The following is a 14,993-nucleotide window of genomic DNA, read 5'->3' as shown; positions in this document are numbered from 1 at the left end:
CGGCCCCCGGGGTCAGTAGCCGACGTAACCGGAGCCGTTCTTCGTCCCCACCACGCCGGGGACGTTCGAGACCGAGCCATAACGCTCGATGGCGTAGCGGACGCCGGCGATGATGTTGTCGATCGGGTCGTAGATGTTCTTGTGGCCGGGGAGCGACCACCGGGAGAACGTCCCGTCGATGGTCTGCATGAGCCCCTTGGAGGGGTGGCCCGCGGCCGCGTTGGAGTCCCAGTTGTTGATCGCGTGCGGGTTCCCGCCCGACTCGTGCTGGATGATCATCCAGATGTCGTTGGGGTTCATCTTCTCCACCGGATACCCGTGCGCCTTGAGGATCTCGATGGCCTGCCGGATCCACTCCGCCACCTGCCCCTTGGGCGCCGGCCCGCCGCCGGGAGGCGGAGGACCGCTCGGACCGTACCCGCCGAACCCGCCACCGCCGCCGCCGGGCCCGTCGCCGCCTGAGAGGACGGGATCGATCTCCTTGGCCGGCACCGGGATCCAGTGCGTGGTGTGCCCCGGCCCGGGAACGAACGCCTGGTCACCGGCGGGCGGAATCGAGGCGAACGTGGGCGAGACGCCCTTGAGCTCCGCGTCTATCTCGCCGAGCGCCGTGGACAGCGCCGTCTCGGCCGTCGTGACGTACCCCTGGGCCAGGGTGACCGCCCGGCCGACCTGCTCGGTGATGCCCGGCTTGAGCTGTTCCTCGGTGGCGTGCGGGTTGCGCTTCCGGTAGTCGGCCACCCAGGCGAGCAGGTCGTCGCAGACGCCGACGACGTTGGTCCTGGCCGTCTCGACCGCACCCGCGGCGGTGTCCAGGGAGTCGGCGCAGGCGCCGAGCGCGTCGTGCAGCGCGTCCCCGGCGCGCCCGTACCGCCGCACGTACGCGACGAAGGCGTCGGCCGAGGCGCCTCTCCAGGCGGCGTCGACCCGGGTGATGGACGCGCCCAGCGTCTCGAACGGCTCGACGCCGTCCCCCGCGGCCGTGCGCCACCGGGTGGCGATCCCGCGGATGGCCCCCGGGTCTCCCTTGGTCTTGTCCGCCAGCGTGACAAGCTCCTGCCCACCCGGCAAAGCCCCGACGGCGCCCATGTCGGTCACTCGTGACTCCCCGTCCGTACCCTGACGGCACTCATACCGGCTCTACGGACGGGAGTCCCGCGCGCGTGTCGTGCTCGGCCGTGCGGACGTTCTCCTCGATGGTGTCGATGGCTCGTTCGACCCCGTCGAACCGGCTCTTGACCGTGCCGAACTCCTGGTCGGCGTGATCCTCGACCCGCCCGATCGCGCCGGCGAGCGCCTCGGCGCCGCCGAGCTTCCCGAACAAGGACGCCGCGGCCCGATCCTTGGCCGGGAACCCGTCCCCGACGGTGGCCAGTCGCCCCGCCTGCGTGTTGACCGCGCTGCGGAGCTTGGCCAGCGCCTCGCGGTTCACGTCGATACCTGTCACCGGGGGCGACTCCCTCCGAACGTCACCGGCCGATCACCTGCTCACCGGCGGGCGGACCCGTGACCGGCTGGTCTTGAGCCCTCCCACCGGAACCACAAAAGCGATCATATCCACCCAGGTCCCCGCCCACCGTACGAACAGCCCAGGTACCCGCGGGCGGATACCGCTTTGACGGCACGTCCCGCTGACCTGGCCGGCAGGACGGGTCCCGTTCCCCCGCCATCTCCCTGTTCCTGGCCACCGGCAACCCTGCGGGACGCCCCTGACGCATCCCGCCGCATCTCACGCCCGTCACGCGCGGTGCGACACGTCTTCGCCTGCTTCGCGGGGTTTCAGGATTGCGGGGTGGTGGGAGTGGAGGTGGCCAGGTAGGCGGTTTGGATCAGGCGGGAGCCTGAGCGGCGGTCCACGTAGTAGGCGCGGCCGGGGGGCAGGGGGTGGGCGCGGACGCCGAACAGGACGCCCTCGTCGCGGTCGCCCGAGAGGATGACCGCGGGGCTGGCCATGTCCTTGAGCCGCTGCATCACCGGGTCGTACATCGCGCGCCCGGCGCCGCCCATCGCGCGGGACAGCACCAGGTGCAGGCCGATGTCGCGGGCCTGCGGCAGCAGGTCGAGCAGGGGCGCCAGCGGGTTGGTGCCGGTGGCCACCAGGTCGTAGTCGTCCACGATGAAGTACAGGTCGGCGCCCTTCCACCAGTTGCGCGCGCGCAGCTGGTCGGGGGTCAGGTCGGACGGCGGGAGCCGCTTGGTCAGCGCCTCGCGGGCCTCCATCACCATCTCGGCCGCGGCGGTGGAGGAGGCGGCGTAGCCGATGCGGTGCTCGGTGTAGGCCGCGTCGAGCAGCGAGCGCCGGTAGTCGATGACGATGAGCCGCGCCTGCGCGGGGGCGTGCCGCGCGACGATGCCCTCCGCGACCAGCCGCAGCAGGTTGGACTTGCCGCTCTCGGTGTCGCCGATGACCGTCAGGTGCGGGTCGGTCTCGAAGTCGGCCGCGACCGGGGACAGCGTGGCCTCGTCGATGCCGATGGGAACGCGCGCCCCCGTCTGGTCGGGGCCGGGCAGCGCGTCGGCGGGCAGGACGGCGGGCAGCAGCCGGACGCGCGGCGCGGGAGGTCCCTGCCACGCCTCGCGCACGCCGTCGACGAGCGCCCGGACGCCCACGCTGAGGTCGTCGGTCTGCCGGACCCCGTCGATGCGGGGCAGCGCGCCGAGGAAGTGGAACCCGTCGCGGGTGAGGCCGCGTCCGGGCACGCCTTCGGGCACGGCGAGCGCGGTCTTGCGGTTGACCTCGGACTCGTAGGCGTCGCCGAGGCGCAGCTCCAGCCGTGAGCCGAACAGGTCGCGGATGCCGGGCCGGAACTCCGACCACTTGTTGGTGGCGGCGACGACGTGGATCCCGTAGCCGAGGCCGCGCGCGGCGAGGTCGGTGATGGTGGGTTCCAGCGACTCGAACTCCTGCCGGACGGTGAGCCACCCGTCCACGACGAGGAAGACGTCGCCGAACTCGTTGCCGGTGACCGCTCCCTCGGCGACCATGCGCCGGTAGGTGGCGAACGAGTCGACGCCGCGCTCGGCGAACTCGCGTTCCCGCCGCTGCATGAGCGCGGTGACCTCGGCGACGGTGCGGCGGACGCGGTCGCCGTCGAGCCTGTTGGCGACCCCGCCGACGTGCGGGAGGCCCTCCAGGGACGCGAGCGTGCCGCCGCCGAAGTCCAGGCAGTAGAACTGGGCCTCGCGCGGGGTGTGGGTGAGCGCGAGCCCGGCGATCAGCGTGCGCAGCATCGTGCTCTTGCCGCTCTGCGGTGCTCCGACGATGGCGAGATGCCCGGCCGCGCCGGACAGGTCGACGCCGAGGGGGTCGCGCCGCTGTTCGAAGGGCCGGTCGACGATGCCGAGGACGGCGCGCAGCTTGCCGCGCCCGGCCCAGCCCGTGGTGGACAGGCCGTGCTCGGGGGTGATGCTGAGCGGCGGAAGCAGGTGGCTGAGGGTGAGCGGCTCGGCGAGCGGCGGCAGCCAGATGCGGTGGGCGGGCGGGCCGTACCCCTGGAACTGGCGGACCATGATGTCGAGCAGGCTGTCGCGCCCGGCGACAGCGGGCTGCGGCTCGGGGTCGGGCTGCTGGACGGCCGGCGCGGGGACGGGGATGTACGACGTCCCGTAGGCGACGATCTGCCGCCGGTCGGCGGGGACGCGGCGCTCCTGGCGCGTCTCGGCGGCGAACGGGCCCGAGACGTAGGCGGCCTTGAACCGGGTCATGCCGCTGGTGTCGAACTTCAGGTAGCCGTTGCCGGGCGCGGAGGGCAGTTCGTAGGCGTCGGCGACGCCGAGCACGACGCGGCTCTCCATGGCCGAGAAGGTGCGCAGGCCGATCCGGTACGACAGGTGGGTGTCCAGGCCGCGCAGCCTGCCCTCCTCCAGGCGCTGCGAGGCGAGCAGCAGGTGGACGCCGAGGGAGCGCCCGAGGCGGCCGATCATGACGAACAGGTCGATGAACTCCGGCTTGGCCGACAGCAGCTCGCTGAACTCGTCGAGGACGACGAACAGCGTGGGCATCGGCCGCAGGTCGGCGCCCTGTTCCCTGGCGCGCTCGTAGTCGCGCAGAGAGGCGTAGTTCCCTGCGGCGCGCAGCAGTTCCTGGCGGCGCACCATCTCGCCGTTCAGCGCGTCGTACATGCGGTCGACCAGCGGGAGCTCGTCCTCCAGGTTGGTAATGACGGCCGAGACGTGCGGCAGTGTGTCGAGGCCGAGGAACGTCGCGCCGCCCTTGAAGTCGACGAGCACGAAGTTGAGGATCTCGGAGGAGTGGGTGGCGGCGAGACCGAGGACGAGCGTGCGCAGCAGTTCGCTCTTGCCGGAGCCGGTCGCGCCGATGATGAGCCCGTGCGGCCCCATGCCCCCCTGCGCGGACTCCTTGATGTCCAGCTCGACCACGCGTCCGTCGGCGCCGAGGCCGATGGGCACGCGCAGCCGGTTGCGCGGCGCCCGGGGCCGCCACAGCGCGGGGATCTCCAGGCGCGTCGGATCGGCGACGCCGAGCAGGTCGGTGAGGGTCATGTTGCCGGCGAGGACGTCCTGGCCGTCGCCGCTCTTGGCCGGGGACGCGCGCAGCGGCGCGAGCTGGCGGGCGAGTCCGTCGGCCTGCATGTAGGTCAGCTTGTCGGGGCGGCCGAGGCCGGTGACGACCTCCTTGCCGGCGTGGTCGAGCTGGATCCGGTTGAACCGGTCGGGCAGGACCTCCAGCCGCAGCGTGACGCCTTCCTCGGCGGGGGACGTCGTGCCGCTGAGGTCGATGACGGTGACGCCCTGGATTACGTCGGCGCCGAGCTGGGAGTCCTGCGGGACGTACCCGCCGTCCACGATCACCACGTGGTACGGCAGCGCCTCGGCGGACGCGCCCTGCCGGAACCGGCCGCGGTCCTTCAGCTCGCCGCCGAGCAGCCGGTCGAGGTCGCGCAGGTCCTCGGCCATGAGCCGGACGGGCCCGGCCGCGTCGACCTCCTCGGGGTGCAGGGCGTGCGGCAGCCATTTGACCCACTCCCATTGGGCCATCCACTCCTTGCCCGCGCACACGGCGACCCGCATGTCCTCCGGCGAGTGGAACACGGCGAGCTGCCCGATCAGCGCCCGGACGAGGTCGCGCGCGGCGGCGGGGTCGCCGGTGGGCAGGATGCGGGCGAAGGAGTGCAGGGCGAGGGCGATCGGCAGGTCGTCCACGGTGGAGTGGGCGCGGACGAAGCGGCGCAGCGCCCCGGCGGACATGGCGTCGAGGTCCTCGACGGGCTTGGAGTCGGGCGGGATGAGCTGGACGGCGAGCCGCTGGGTGCCGGTCCCGGCGCGGACGGTGGCGAAGTCGCCGTCGCGCGGACGCCGCTCCCACAGGCGTGGCCCCATGACGAACGACCACAGCGCGTCGGGGTCGGGGCCGTTCCAGTGGAGTGCCTCGCGCTGCTGACGGGCGGCCCTGCGCACCTTCTTACGAGTCTGGGACAGGTAGCGGAAGTAGTCGCGGCGCGCGCCGTTGAGCCGCATCTTGCGCTCGCCGGAGGCCCGGCCGAGCTGGCTGAGGCTCATGCCGACCATGGACAGGGCGAACATGCCGCTGGCGACGTACATGATGGGGCTGCCACCGGCGCCCGCGGTGAACATCAGGCCCATGGCGGCGCCGCCGGCGACCATCGGCATGAACGTGAGGATCTGCCCGAACCCGCCCGAAGTGGTCTCGGGAATCTCCGGCGGCGACTCCAGAAGGATCTCGCCTCGGGGCGGCACCGGAGGCGGCCGGCGCTCGGGCCGCCGGACGACGACTGTGCCCACGTCGCTCCCCCTGTTCAGCGAACAGCCTGGTCCCTGGGTCCGCCGCGCGCGTGCTGTGCCCCGTAGCCCGTGGCGCCCCGAAAACTCCGTATCTGGCTAACCGTAGCGAATCCGGATCAGTTGCCTCCCTCGGTCCACGAGAAAGCTCGCATCACCGCGAAAGATGAAATGTCGGCCTTCTCCTGGCTTGTCGGCCCGCTACGGTATTCGTCGTGATGAAGGAGTCGGCGTGACGCTGAACCCGATGGCAGGTCCGCCCATGCCGGGGGCCGGGCCGCCGCCGGGGCCCCGGCAGCCGATGGCGAACCCGGTCAACGGAGGCGGCGGCGCGAACGGGGGGCCGCGCGCGGCCGTCCTGCGCCCGCCCGGGTCGGCCGTGGCCATGAGCCGGATCACCATCGTCACCCCCCGCAAGCGGGTCGACCTCGCCGTCCCCTCCGACCTGCCCCTCGCGCACATGCTGCCGAACCTGCTGGCCGCCGCCGGCGAGGGCGCCGACGAGGTCGCGTTCACCACGGCCGGGTGGGTGCTGCAACGCGTGGGCGGCCGGCCGCTGGAGCTCGACGCCGGCCTGAGCACGCTCGGGGTGCGCGACGGCGAGGTGCTGTACCTGCTGCCCCGCCCGTCCGAGCTGCCCGAGGCCGTCTTCGACGACGTCGCCGACACCATCGCCACCGGCATCAAGGAGCGCTCCGGCCGATGGCAGCCGCGGCACACCCGCGCCACCGGGCTCGGCGCGGCGGTGGCCTGCCTGGTCGCGGGCGCGCTCGCCCTCACCGTCGCGGGGCCGCCGTGGACGGCCGCCACCATCGTCGCGGGCGCGCTCGCCCTGCTGCTCATCGGGGCGGGCGCCGCGCTCTCCCGGGCGCTCGGGGACGCCGGAGCCGGGGCCGTCATCGGGTACGCCGCGCTGCCGTACGCCTTCCTGGCGGGGCTGTTCGCGACGGGCGGCGACGCGGGCCTTCTGTGGTTCGGCGCCCCCAGCCTGCTCGCCGGCCTCGCCCTCACCGCGCTCGCCGCGACCGTCGCGGGGTGGGTGGTCGCCGAGGGGCTGCCCGTCTTCTTCGGCGTGATGCTCGCCTCGCTGGCCGGGGCCGCGGGCGCCGCCGTGGTGATGGTGTGGCACCTGCCCGTCCCGGGCGTCGCGGCACTGGAGGTCGCCATCGTGCTGGCCTGCACGCCGCTGATCCCCACGCTGTCGTTCCGCCTGGCACGCCTGCCCCTGCCGTCCGCGCCGAGGAACGCCGAGGAACTGCGCACCGACGAGCAGAACCTCGACGGGCCGGACGTGAAGAGGCGCGCCGTGGAGGCCGAGCGGTTCGCCACCGGCCTCGCCTCGGGCGTCGCCATGGTCGCCGTCGCCACCGAGCTGTTCCTGCTGGGCGGGACGGGCTGGACCGGCAGGGCGATGCAGGTCGCGCTGGCGCTGGCGCTGCTGATGCGCGCCAGGGTCTTCCTCGGGGTCGGCCAGCGCCTGTGGCTGCTCGGCGCGGGGGTCGCCGGGCTGGCGCTCCTGCTGGTCGCGGTCTCCTTCACCGGCCCGGTCGCGGCGCTGCTGGTCGTGCCCGGACTGCTGGCGATCGGGGCGATCGGGGCGGGCATGGGCCTGTTCCTCCCCCAGCGCCGCCCGACGCCCTTCTGGGGCCGCGCGGGGGACATCGTGGAGTTCGTGCTGATCGCGGCCATGTTCCCGCTGGCGCTCGGCGTACTGGACGTCTACAGCTGGGTGCGCGGCCTGGCCGGCTGACGCGCGGGACTTCTCAGCGGGCCGCCCGGCGGCCGTGACGCCGGGCGAGCCGCGCGCCGTCCCGGTGCGCGTCCGCGGACGGCGCCCTAGTGAGGCCAGGAGTCCTTCATCGAGCGGGCGGCGTCCTGCAGCCATGACTGGACGCCGTCGAGGTTCTGCGGGTCGAAGGCGAGGTCCCCGCCCATCGCGTCGCGCAGAAGCTCGTCGTTGCGCCGGCGCGCGTCCTGCTGGGCCGCCCGCACGGCCTCGGTGACGGCCTGCGCGATCGAACGGCTGTCCAGCCGCATGGCGCGCGGGTCGAGCGTGACCTCCTGGATCTGCCCGCCCCCGTCCACGACCGCCGCGATCAGCCCGTCGGCCGCCTCGCCGACGCCCCTGATCGTCTTCAGCTCGCCGAGGACCCCGCTCAGGCGCTGGACGGCTTGCCTGCTCTGCTCGGCGACGCGGTCGAGGTCGTCGAGCTGGAAGTCGCCGGGGTCGAACACGCGGGCCGCTCCTTAGCTGGCGCAGTGGGGGATGCTGGATCTCACGGGGTCTCCGGCGCGAGATCTCACGGGATCTCGGGCCGTCTCAGGGGTGGTAGGGCTCGGGCTTGCCGACCTTGGGCTCCCGCCACTCGAAACCGCCCGACGGCGGCGGAGCGGGAGGACGTCCGGGAGGCGTGGCGGGCGGCTGCTGGAACGGCGGCAGGCCCGTGGTGTCGATCACCGCCTTGCTGAAGTCGACCTTGGCGTCGCCCGTGGGCTGGAGGTTGTACATCTGGACCAGCGCCTTGCCGGCGAAGTACACCGACATGCCGCCCGCCACGGCCGACACGACCTTGCCGAGCATGCTCGTGGCGACGGCGATCACCTGCGTGGCGAGTTGCCCGAGCGCCTGGAGCCGGGCGTACCCCGCGGCGGCGTACGGCGTGGCCAGCATCGCGGCGGCGATGGCGACGCCGGCGAGCAGTACCGCGACCACCCTGGCCAGGGCCAGCCAGTAGGCCCGGTAGGCGTCGCCCAGCTCGTCGACGATGCCCGCGATGTTCTTGACGTATCCGCGCAGGCTTTCCAGCGCCTCCTGGTAGCGCTCGACCGCGTCGACGAACGCGTCGTGGTCGGCGGCGATCCAGCCCTCTTTGCCCTTGTCGCCGAGGTTGCGGGCGAAGCTCTTGTTCGCCGTGTCCAGGCGGGAGTGGATCGACTCCCAGTTGTTGTACGCGTCGGCCATGCCGGGGACGTTGGCGATGGCGGTCGAGGCGATGGCGACGCCGACGGTGAGCGGGCGCGACAGCAGGGCGGCCTTGCGCAGGTCATTGAGCACGGACGCCGCGCTGCCACCGGCCATCCGCAGAGACGGGCCGTACGCGCTACTCGGCATGGCTCGGATTCCCCCTGTTGACGCTGACGTGCCCGAATCGACGGGTGCCGGCGGGACGGTGCCGGCCGGACGGTGCTGGACTACGACGCCGGTCCGACGGCGCGCGGTGACGTGCCGGCGCGCGGTCAGACGTAAACGGTGGTGGAGGCGTCCTCGGCGGCCCTCCAGTTGCCCCGGGCCGTGTCGAGCTGCCGGTTCCAGGTCTCCAGGACCGTGATCGCCTCGCCGAGCTTCTCGCGCACGTCGTTCTGGACGTCCCGGTAGCGCAGGCCGATCAGCGGCTCGCCCAGCGCCCCCCAGCCGGGAAAGCCGACGACGGTGGTGTCGACCAGGGCACGCCACTGCTTGACGGCGGGGATCACGTCTTCGTTGATCTCCTTGATGATGCTCTCGATCGCCGCCGAGGTGACGTACCGCTCCTGCCCCATGCCGCCTCCATGCTCCGACATCCCGCGGTGAAGTTCTTACCAGGATTCGCCGCGTCCCCAGGAGTTACGTCCCGTATGTTCACCTTTATCTAGATGATCGGAAATACGGCCGATGATCACCGTTCACGCACGGCGCTGACGGCAGGTGCGGCTGTAGGGTCGCTCGATGTCAGGCCCGGCCCAGGGGAGGCTGAAGATCAGATGACCGAGTTCGGCGACTTCGCGAACATCGATGTGGAGAAGCTGCTCAGCGGAGCCCAGCAGCAGTTCGCCCGCATGGCGGAGTTGCAGCGCCGCCTGCCCGAGCTCGTCGGCCGCGCCCAGGACAAGGACCGGCTGGTCACGGTCGAGTACGGCGCCGAAGGCCTGCGCGAGCTGGAGCTCAACCCCCGCGCCATGCGCCTGGCCTCCACCGACCTCGCCGAACTGATCAAGACGGTCACCCGCCTGGCGGCGCAGGACCTGGGCGTCCGCACCAACGAGGTCATGGAGGAGGTCTTCGGCGCGGAGGAGAACCCCATGAGGCTCCTCAACGACCCGGACGCCGCCCTCGCCGGCGCCAAGGAGGCCGAGGCGGCCTACAACCGCGTCTTCGACGACGTCATGGGCGAGCTGAACCGCGTCCGCCGCCGCCTCGACCTCTGACCTCCTGACGGACCGGCAACCCGCCTACTTGTGGCCGGGAACGGTGGGGTAACCGGGGTAGCCGGGCACGGTGCCGTTCGGGAGGCCGGGGACGCCGCCATCGCCGGTGGTCAGGTTCAGGGTCGCGACCTGCGTGAACATCGGCTGGCCGCCGCCGGTGGCGTTCATGCCCTTCTGCTGGAGGTCGCTCTGCTTGCCCTGGTTCCACATGTAGACGGCGTACATGAGCCCCGACGCGACGCCGAGCGCGAGCAGCTTCTTCTTCTGCGCGAGCTCCACGACCTTCTGAAGCCCCGTGGCGATGGCGCCGGCGGCGGCCTGGGCGGGAGCTGCGCCGACGCCGGTGGCCATCGCGGCGGCCACGGCGGCCATCAGCGCCAGCAGGATGCCGCCCACGGTGAACACGACCACGGCGAACGCGTAGTACAGCGTGGCCATGCCCTGCATGCTGTCGCCGACGCCGTCGTGCACCTCGCCGCTCTTCTTGAGCTCGGTCTTGAAGGCGGCGACGCTGGTCTCGAACGCCTTGCGGTCCTCGGCCGTCCACTTGTCGTCCGGCACGCTCTTGGTGAGGTTCGTCAGCTCGGTGACGAGGACGTCGAAGTCGGACGCGACGCTGTGCCAGTCCTTGGCGGCCTTGTCCATGCCGCCGGGGTTGGACAGCGACGCGCCCGCCATGAGGAAGATCGGCCATCCCCGGGGGTTGAGCACCGAGAACGCGCCGATCCCGGCGAGCCCGATGGTGTGCAGCGTGGTGCCGTTCTCGTAGCTCATGGACGGGCCTCCGTCATGCGATCACCTGAGGTCACTTCCCCTTGGTCGAGCTGGCTTCCTCGGCCAGGGTCCAGTACTTGGCCGAGGTGTGCAGCATGTCCTTCCACTGGGTGAGCGTGTCGCGGCCCTGCTGGAGGTAGCCGGTGGCGCTCTCGCGGACCTGGTCGTGCGCGCCCGCGATGCCGAGCCCGATCACCCCGAACGCGGGGAACCCGACGTGGATCTGGCTGGTCTTCTGCTTCGAGCCGTCCATCTTGCCGCCGGCGCTCGTGTCGATGGTGTTGCCGAGGTCGCGCAGGGCTCCGGGGTCGGCCTTGCGGGTCTCCCCCGGGTTCTTGGGGGCCCCCGGCACCTGGCCGGGCACCGCCGGCGTCGCGGGACCCGACGGGAACGCGGGCATGCCGCCTCCGCCGCCCCCTGACGGCGCGCCGCCGCCCGACGGCATCCCGCCGGCGCCGGGCAGGTCCGAGACGGACGGGAGCCCCGCGCCGCCGCCGGAGCCCATCGGGTCGAGGGCGCCGGGCAGGTTCGGATCCTGGCTCTGGGGGATCGTGGGGTCCGTCTGACCTGGGACGTTCGGGTCGGGGATGGGGGGAATCGTCGGGTCGGACTGCCCGGGATCGTTGGGGTCGGGAACGCCCGGGATGGTCGGGTCGGGCTGCCCGGGGAGGTTGGGGTCGGGGATGCCCGGCCCGCCGGGGATGTTCGGGTCCGGCACGTTCGGGTCGGGGATCTGCGGATCGTGCGGCTCCCCCGGCACGTAGGGCTCCCCTGGCTGCCCAGGATCGCCCGGCTGACCCGGATCGCCGGGGTCCGTCCCGTGCGGCTGCCCCACCTGCGACCACTGCGGGACGAAAGGATCGATCGGCCCAGGACCGCTGATATCCGGCCCGGAGCCGTCCCCGTCCGGGAACGTCAGGTCACGCGTCTCGGGAAACGAGGGCCCCGTCACCTGGAAGAGCGGCCCGCCGTCCCCGCCGCCGGGCGGGACCACGCCGAGCGGAACGCCGAGGTCGCCGCCCGTCGCGAGAGGGTTCCCCGGATCGACGGGGACGACCAGGCCCCCGCCGAACGAGCCGTCCGGATTCCCGTCGGACAGGCTCTGCGGACCTCCGCCGAAGGGACCGCCCGGACCACCGGGCGAGAAAGGACCCCCGTGAAGCCCCGCGCCGCCGAGGTCGGCCTGACCTGCGTCTGCCTGCACGGCGTACGGGCCGCCGGTGACGGTGCCCGCGGTGGCCGCGTCGAATCCGCCGGAGGCGGCCGACGCCGGATCGTCCCCGTTCAGCAGCGCTTCTATGCTCCGTTCGCCGCTCACAGCGTCCCCCGTTCCGTACCGGCAAGGTCTTGATCGGTGGAAGTGCAGACTAGCTCAGCGCTCTTCCGAGCGTACATAACGGCTCTATGCTGGCGGCCGTGATCCGCCAGGCAAGGCAGAGGTGGCATGCAGACCCGTCGTGATCTCTACCAGGCGCACCGGCTGATGATGCAGCGCCTCGGCATGGCGCTGCTCCAGGGCGAGCCCGACGTGCCCGAGTCGCCCATGCGGCGCCACAACGTGGCGATGTTCTGCGGCGTCCTGCTGGCGGTCCTGGTGACGGCCGCGTTCGGCATCTGGGGGCTGATGCGGCCGGGCGGCGCCACCGCGCTCACCGCGCCGGGGACGCTGATCGTCGAGGAGGAGACCGGCGCGACGTACGTGTACAGCGCGCAGGAGGCCAAGCTCATCCCGGTCGCCAACTACACGTCGGCCCGTCTTCTGCTGGACAGCCAGGACGTGACCGTCCGCACGGTGTCGTCGGCGTCGCTGGCGGGCTTCTCGCGGGGGACGCTGGTGGGCATCCCGGGCGCGCCCGCCTCCCTGCCCGCGCCCGAGAAGCTCGTCCGCGGGCCCTGGTCGGCCTGCGTGGCCGAGGCCGCGGAGGCCGGCGGCGCCCGCAGGCCGTACGTGTCGCTGGTGGGCGGCATGGACGTCGGCGGCAGGCCCTTCGGGGGTGACGCGATGATCGCCGACGACGGCCAGCAGGCCTGGGTGATCCTCGCCGACCGCCGCATGCGGGTCTCGGACGCGGGGGTGCGCGCCCTGACCGCAGAGCGGCCCCGCCAGGTGCCGGCGAGCTGGCTCAACGCGCTCCCCATCGGCCCCGACTTCCGCGGGCCGAAGATCCCCGGCCTGGGGCGCAGGGTGCGCGGGCCGGACGGCGCCCCGTCGGCGGCCGGCCGGGTCTACACGGTGCGCGGGGTCACCGGCGGGGAGTCGCGCTGGTACGTGCTGCTCACCGACGGGCTGGCCCCGATCTCCGAGGCGCAGGCCACGCTGCTGCTCCAGGATCCGTCCAGCAAGGCCGCCTACGGCGGGAAGACCGTGCGGGCGATCGAGACCGACGCCGCGCACGTCAACGGGGTCGCGCCCTCCCGCACGTCGCTGGCGAGGCCGGGCCTGCCCGCGACGATGCCGAAGATCGCCACACCGGACCCGTCGGCGCCGCTGTGCGCGGTCTACTCCGACACGCAGAAGGGCTCCACGCGGGCGCGGCTGACCATCGGCGGCCGCATGCGGATGCCGATGCCGCCGACGGCGGGCTCCGACCAGGACCACTTCGACCAGGTGCTGCTGCCGCCGGGCGGCGCGGTCCTCGCGGGGCTGCTACCAGGGGAGGGCCAGCTCGGCGCCGTCCAGAACTACTCGCTGGTCACCGACCAGGGGCGCAGGTTCGCCCTGGCGTCGGCCGACCTGCTGCCCAAGCTCGGCTACGACGCCGGCGTGGTCGCGCCGCTGCCGGCCCACCTGCTGCATCTGATCCCGGAGGGTCCCGTCCTCGACCCGGCCGCCGCGCGGACGCCCGTGCCGGTCACCCAGGTGGACGCGGTGAAGCCCTGACGCCGCGTACATAATGCGGACGATTGTGAGGCAGGCGTACGGAAAACCGTTACTGACTCGCAACGCGACCAATGGCCACTGTGTGGTGTTTGATCCTAATGTTTCAACTGATCAGCATCGCGGGGGCACGACGATGCGTCTGCCGCATTGCGGGCCGCCGCGACCATGGCCAGGCCGTACTCCATGGAGGTAACCATGGCCCCGCAGACCGCAGCGAATCTCCCCCAGATCGTCGAGTCCGCCAAGAAGACCGAGGCGGCGCACACGCTCATCGGCAGCATCCAGTCCCAGCTCCAGGGCCACGTGGCGGACCTGCGCGCGGGCTGGGGCGGCCAGTCCGGCATGGCGTTCGAGACCGTGTACAACCAGTGGAACACCGAGCTCGGCGTCGTGCTGCGCGAGCTGCAGGAGCTCGCCAGGAAGCTCCACGCGACGGAGGCCAGGTACCGCGTGACGGAAGACGCGGGGGCCGCGGCCGCCCACCGGCTCACCGCCAACATCAACGTCTGAGCCGCCCGACGGAACCTCCGACCCGAACCGGTCCTCCACGAACGGAGAACATCATGGCTGGCATCAACAACGACATCGACCGCACGCTGGTCAATTTCGGAACCATGACCACCGGGCGCCAGGACTTCGCCCGCCAGTGGCAGGCCATGGAAGGCACCCTCCAGGATCTCGAGGGCGACCTCGACCGCCTGCTCGGCGAGTGGGAGGGCGACGCGCGCAGCGCGTACTGGGCGGCTCGCGCCCAGTGGGACGCCGCCTCGGGACGCATGGCCGCCCTGCTCCAGCAGCTCGGCGCCGTGATCGAGCAGGGCCACGAGAACTTCTCGCTGGCCGAGAGGGCCAACGTCGCCATGTTCGACGGCAAGTGACGCGGGCACCCGACGTAATCGCACGCCCAGGACCGCCCCGCACGGGGGCGGTCGCGGAACCCAAGGGGATCCAGATGAGCGGCCATGGAGAGAGCGGCTTCGTCTACAACGGGTTCGAGATCGATCCGAAGTGGCCCGGGCTGGACGTCAAGGACGGGGTCGACGTCCACCACCCCCGGGTGAAGAACCTGATCAAGGCGCTCGAGGACGACGTCCAGCGGCTCAAGGGCCGCGAGGCCGGGACGTCCGTGCATCTCAAGGCGTACGGGCAGGTCACGGCCCAGCACGTCGGGGAATGGGACGCGGCGCAGCAGCTCGCCGTCGTCTTCGGCAAGGGACACTCGGCGATCACGACGAGCTACGACAAGCTGATACTGCAGTACGAGGCCGCGGTGGAGGCCACCAAAGCGGCCTTCGCCAACATCGGCAAGGCCGAGCAGGCGAGCACCACCGACGTGTGAGCCGCCGCGACCGGCGGCCGGACGACGCGATCGACAGCGAGGCGATAGGTCGAA

General features: G+C 72.3%; 14 protein-coding genes. 6 read left to right on the top strand and 8 right to left on the bottom strand.

All coding sequences use genetic code 11. From position 1 onward, the window contains the following. Positions 1-12 precede the first annotated feature (12 nt). The 3 genes from DQ384_RS03880 to eccCa form a co-directional block, all read right to left on the bottom strand. The gene (locus tag DQ384_RS03880; RefSeq protein ID WP_245966261.1) at positions 13-1,089 is read right to left on the bottom strand and encodes a transglycosylase SLT domain-containing protein; all 1,077 of its coding nucleotides are present in this window, start codon (positions 1,087-1,089) and stop codon (positions 13-15) included. Positions 1,090-1,129: 40 nt separating this feature from the next. Next, positions 1,130-1,447, bottom strand: coding sequence for a hypothetical protein (locus tag DQ384_RS03875; protein ID WP_147268623.1), 318 nt, complete (start codon positions 1,445-1,447; stop codon positions 1,130-1,132). Between the two features lie 332 nt (positions 1,448-1,779). Then, the gene (eccCa, locus tag DQ384_RS03870; RefSeq protein ID WP_114027274.1) at positions 1,780-5,763 is read right to left on the bottom strand and encodes a type VII secretion protein EccCa; all 3,984 of its coding nucleotides are present in this window, start codon (positions 5,761-5,763) and stop codon (positions 1,780-1,782) included. 229 nt (positions 5,764-5,992) lie between these two features. Here eccCa and eccD point away from each other — a divergent pair, with 229 nt between their 5' ends. Further along, positions 5,993-7,510, top strand: a complete 1,518-nt coding sequence (eccD, locus tag DQ384_RS03865; protein WP_245966232.1) for a type VII secretion integral membrane protein EccD — start codon at positions 5,993-5,995, stop codon at positions 7,508-7,510. An 86-nt stretch (positions 7,511-7,596) separates the two neighbouring features. On the opposite strand, the gene DQ384_RS03860 is transcribed toward eccD, so the two are convergent. The 3 genes from DQ384_RS03860 to DQ384_RS03850 all read right to left on the bottom strand — a co-directional run bounded on the left by DQ384_RS03860 (position 7,597) and on the right by DQ384_RS03850 (position 9,300). Beyond that, positions 7,597-7,995 (bottom strand): YbaB/EbfC family nucleoid-associated protein, encoded by a 399-nt coding sequence (locus DQ384_RS03860; RefSeq protein WP_114027273.1) that lies wholly within the window; start codon positions 7,993-7,995, stop codon positions 7,597-7,599. 85 nt (positions 7,996-8,080) lie between these two features. Then, positions 8,081-8,872: a hypothetical protein gene (locus tag DQ384_RS03855; RefSeq protein WP_147268622.1), complete on the bottom strand. Its 792-nt coding sequence runs from the start codon at positions 8,870-8,872 to the stop codon at positions 8,081-8,083. 125 nt (positions 8,873-8,997) lie between these two features. Continuing rightward, positions 8,998-9,300, bottom strand: coding sequence for a hypothetical protein (locus DQ384_RS03850; RefSeq protein ID WP_114027271.1), 303 nt, complete (start codon positions 9,298-9,300; stop codon positions 8,998-9,000). A 201-nt stretch (positions 9,301-9,501) separates the two neighbouring features. On the opposite strand from DQ384_RS03850, the gene DQ384_RS03845 reads away from it, so the two are divergent. Next, positions 9,502-9,945 (top strand): YbaB/EbfC family nucleoid-associated protein, encoded by a 444-nt coding sequence (locus DQ384_RS03845; protein WP_114027270.1) that lies wholly within the window; start codon positions 9,502-9,504, stop codon positions 9,943-9,945. A 24-nt stretch (positions 9,946-9,969) separates the two neighbouring features. On the opposite strand, the gene DQ384_RS03840 is transcribed toward DQ384_RS03845, so the two are convergent. Both DQ384_RS03840 and DQ384_RS03835 read right to left on the bottom strand, forming a co-directional pair. Next, entirely contained in the window at positions 9,970-10,719 is a 750-nt protein-coding gene (locus DQ384_RS03840) for a WXG100 family type VII secretion target (RefSeq protein ID WP_114027269.1), read from the bottom strand. Between the two features lie 31 nt (positions 10,720-10,750). After that, positions 10,751-12,037 (bottom strand): hypothetical protein, encoded by a 1,287-nt coding sequence (locus DQ384_RS03835; protein ID WP_114027268.1) that lies wholly within the window; start codon positions 12,035-12,037, stop codon positions 10,751-10,753. 126 nt (positions 12,038-12,163) lie between these two features. Here DQ384_RS03835 and eccB point away from each other — a divergent pair, with 126 nt between their 5' ends. From eccB to DQ384_RS03815, 4 genes are all read left to right on the top strand, one after another. Beyond that, positions 12,164-13,600: a type VII secretion protein EccB gene (eccB, locus tag DQ384_RS03830; RefSeq protein ID WP_114027267.1), complete on the top strand. Its 1,437-nt coding sequence runs from the start codon at positions 12,164-12,166 to the stop codon at positions 13,598-13,600. Between the two features lie 195 nt (positions 13,601-13,795). Continuing rightward, positions 13,796-14,110: a WXG100 family type VII secretion target gene (locus DQ384_RS03825; RefSeq protein ID WP_181871007.1), complete on the top strand. Its 315-nt coding sequence runs from the start codon at positions 13,796-13,798 to the stop codon at positions 14,108-14,110. Positions 14,111-14,163: 53 nt separating this feature from the next. Continuing rightward, a complete protein-coding gene (locus DQ384_RS03820; protein WP_114027265.1) occupies positions 14,164-14,478 on the top strand; it encodes a WXG100 family type VII secretion target in 315 nt (104 codons plus the stop codon). Between the two features lie 74 nt (positions 14,479-14,552). Next, positions 14,553-14,939, top strand: coding sequence for a hypothetical protein (locus DQ384_RS03815; protein ID WP_114027264.1), 387 nt, complete (start codon positions 14,553-14,555; stop codon positions 14,937-14,939). Positions 14,940-14,993 lie beyond the last annotated feature (54 nt).

Origin of the sequence: Sphaerisporangium album, from assembly GCF_003323745.1 — a bacterium.
GTDB classification, from domain to species: Bacteria; Actinomycetota; Actinomycetes; order Streptosporangiales; family Streptosporangiaceae; genus Sphaerisporangium; species Sphaerisporangium album.
The sequence above is the reverse complement of the archived record's forward strand: the minus strand, read 5'-3'. Positions and strand labels throughout refer to the sequence as shown.